This is a genomic window from Candidatus Eisenbacteria bacterium (assembly GCA_030017955.1).
Lineage (GTDB): Bacteria > Eisenbacteria > RBG-16-71-46 > JASEGR01 > JASEGR01 > JASEGR01.
In genome coordinates this window covers 1-1987 of sequence record JASEGR010000194.1, presented here as the reverse complement: position 1 = coordinate 1987, position 1987 = coordinate 1, and the positions used below count along the sequence as shown (strand labels likewise).

Below are 1987 nucleotides of genomic sequence, written 5' to 3'. Positions count from 1 at the left end.
GGGGTGAACTATTATGTTTTTTCGAATCGCATCACGCAACTGATCTAGTAATTCCATAGAGTAACCCACTTTCAGTAATTTATTCTTTAATAGTATTATTTTGTTGACATAGTACATGTACTTCTATATATCTACAACATGAATTTTATAAATAGCCGTAAAATAATACCCCTAATTTAGGCGGTATAATCCTTGTTAGGGTTCAAATAACTCATCCGAAAGGGGCCCGCGCACGAGATGATACTTTCCCGGTTGCTAGAGGCGATCCTGAGCGGGAAGCGCTCGACTTCCGAGAGACGTTACTGGCTCTTTTACGCGGGACTGGAAAACTATCTCTTTGAAGGTGGGGTTCGCGAACTCCCACGCGAAGTGTTCTGGAGCTGCGAGCCAGAAACAAGAAAAGGCGATCTCATTCTTGTCTATCGAAAGTCAAAGAAGCAACTTACAGTGCCGCTCCTGATGAAGCATTTCGGAATGTCTCAGGAGACCGCAAGTAGGGTAAGTAATGAAGATGTTGGGAAAGATTTTCCAGTCATCTGGGAGGCAACATCCAACAGTCGGCGGAAATTCTTTTGGTCTTGGCCGTACGGGTGTGATGTTAGAGAGTTCCGAAAAATATCGCCGCCTCTACAGCTAGTGTGGTGTCCCGTAAATAACTAGACATATTGGGAGAAAGGTGCTATGATTCCTGGCATGGCGAGAACCAGTCCATCAGTGGAATTGTCGGCTGCGGATCAAACGCGGCTGCAGCAGTGGCAGTCGGCCCACGGCACGCCGCAGCAGGTCGCGTTGCGGTGTCGGTTGGTCTTGGCCGCTGCGGCGGGACAACAAGACTTGGCCATCGCTTCTGCCTGTGGAGTCAACCGCCATACCGCCGCACTGTGGCGGGGGCGAGTCCTGGAAGCCGGGATCGACGCGGTCTGGGAGACACAAGCCGGTCGGGGTCGTAAACCGCAGTACGACCTGTCCCAGCGCGATGCGCTGATTGCTGCCACCTTGCAGACCAAGCCCAAGGGCATGACCCACTGGAGTTGCCGACTGATGGCCAAGGCCAAAGGCGTGAGCAAGAACACGGTCAACCGGCTCTGGCAATTGCATAACCTCAAGCCTCACCTCAGCCGAACCTTCAAGCTGTCGCGGGATTCGAAGTTTGTGGAGAAGCTGACCGACGTGGTGGGTTTGTATCTGAATCCGCCGCAGAAGGCACTGGTACTGTGTGTCGATGAGAAGAGCCAGATTCAGGCGCTGGATCGGACACAGCCCGGACTGCCGTTGAAGAAGGGTCGGTGTGGCACGATGACCCACGACTACAAGCGCCACGGCACGACCACGCTATTTGCCGCTTTAAGTTTGTTGGACGGCAAGGTGATCGGGCAGTGCCAAGCCCGACACCGCCATCAGGAGTTTCTGAAATTCCTGCGGCGGTTGGACCGGGAGTTTCCTGGGGAGCAGCAACTGCATTTGGTGTTGGACAATTACGGCACGCACAAGACACCGCAGGTGCAAGCCTGGCTGAGAACCCATCGGCGGTTTGTGCCCCACTTCATTCCCACCAGTTCGAGTTGGTTGAACCTGGTGGAGCGGTGGTTTGGGGAGTTAACGGAGAAAGCGATCCGGCGCAGTGCTTTTGTCAGCGTCCCAGAATTGGTGCAGGCCATCGAAACCTTTCTCGCCGCCTGGAATGCCGACCCGCAGCCGTTTGTCTGGACGGCCAAGTTGGAGGACATCCTCCGTAAGATCGAGCGGGCTCGGGCCAAACTGGAGTCCATCCAGCCTGGTTGCACGCAGCCCCGGCGCCAAAAACGGGAAGAGTGATATGTCTAGTTATTTACGGGACACCGCACTAGAACAGCTGAAAGTGATCCCCGAATTAAAAAAGTGGGAAGGCCTACGTTTCAATCTTCAAGCGAAGGGTCGCAGTGCCCTTGAGATACCACCCTTCGCGTGGAAGATCATTAGTAACGTAATCGAAAGGAACGAAGAAAAG

General features: G+C 53.5%; 1 protein-coding gene. It reads left to right on the top strand.

Annotated features, from left to right (window positions below; translation table 11 throughout):
* The first annotated feature begins 693 nt into the window (after positions 1–693).
* Positions 694–1815 (top strand): IS630 family transposase, encoded by a 1122-nt coding sequence (locus QME66_13590; protein MDI6809978.1) that lies wholly within the window; start codon positions 694–696, stop codon positions 1813–1815.
* Positions 1816–1987: the final 172 nt, after the last annotated feature.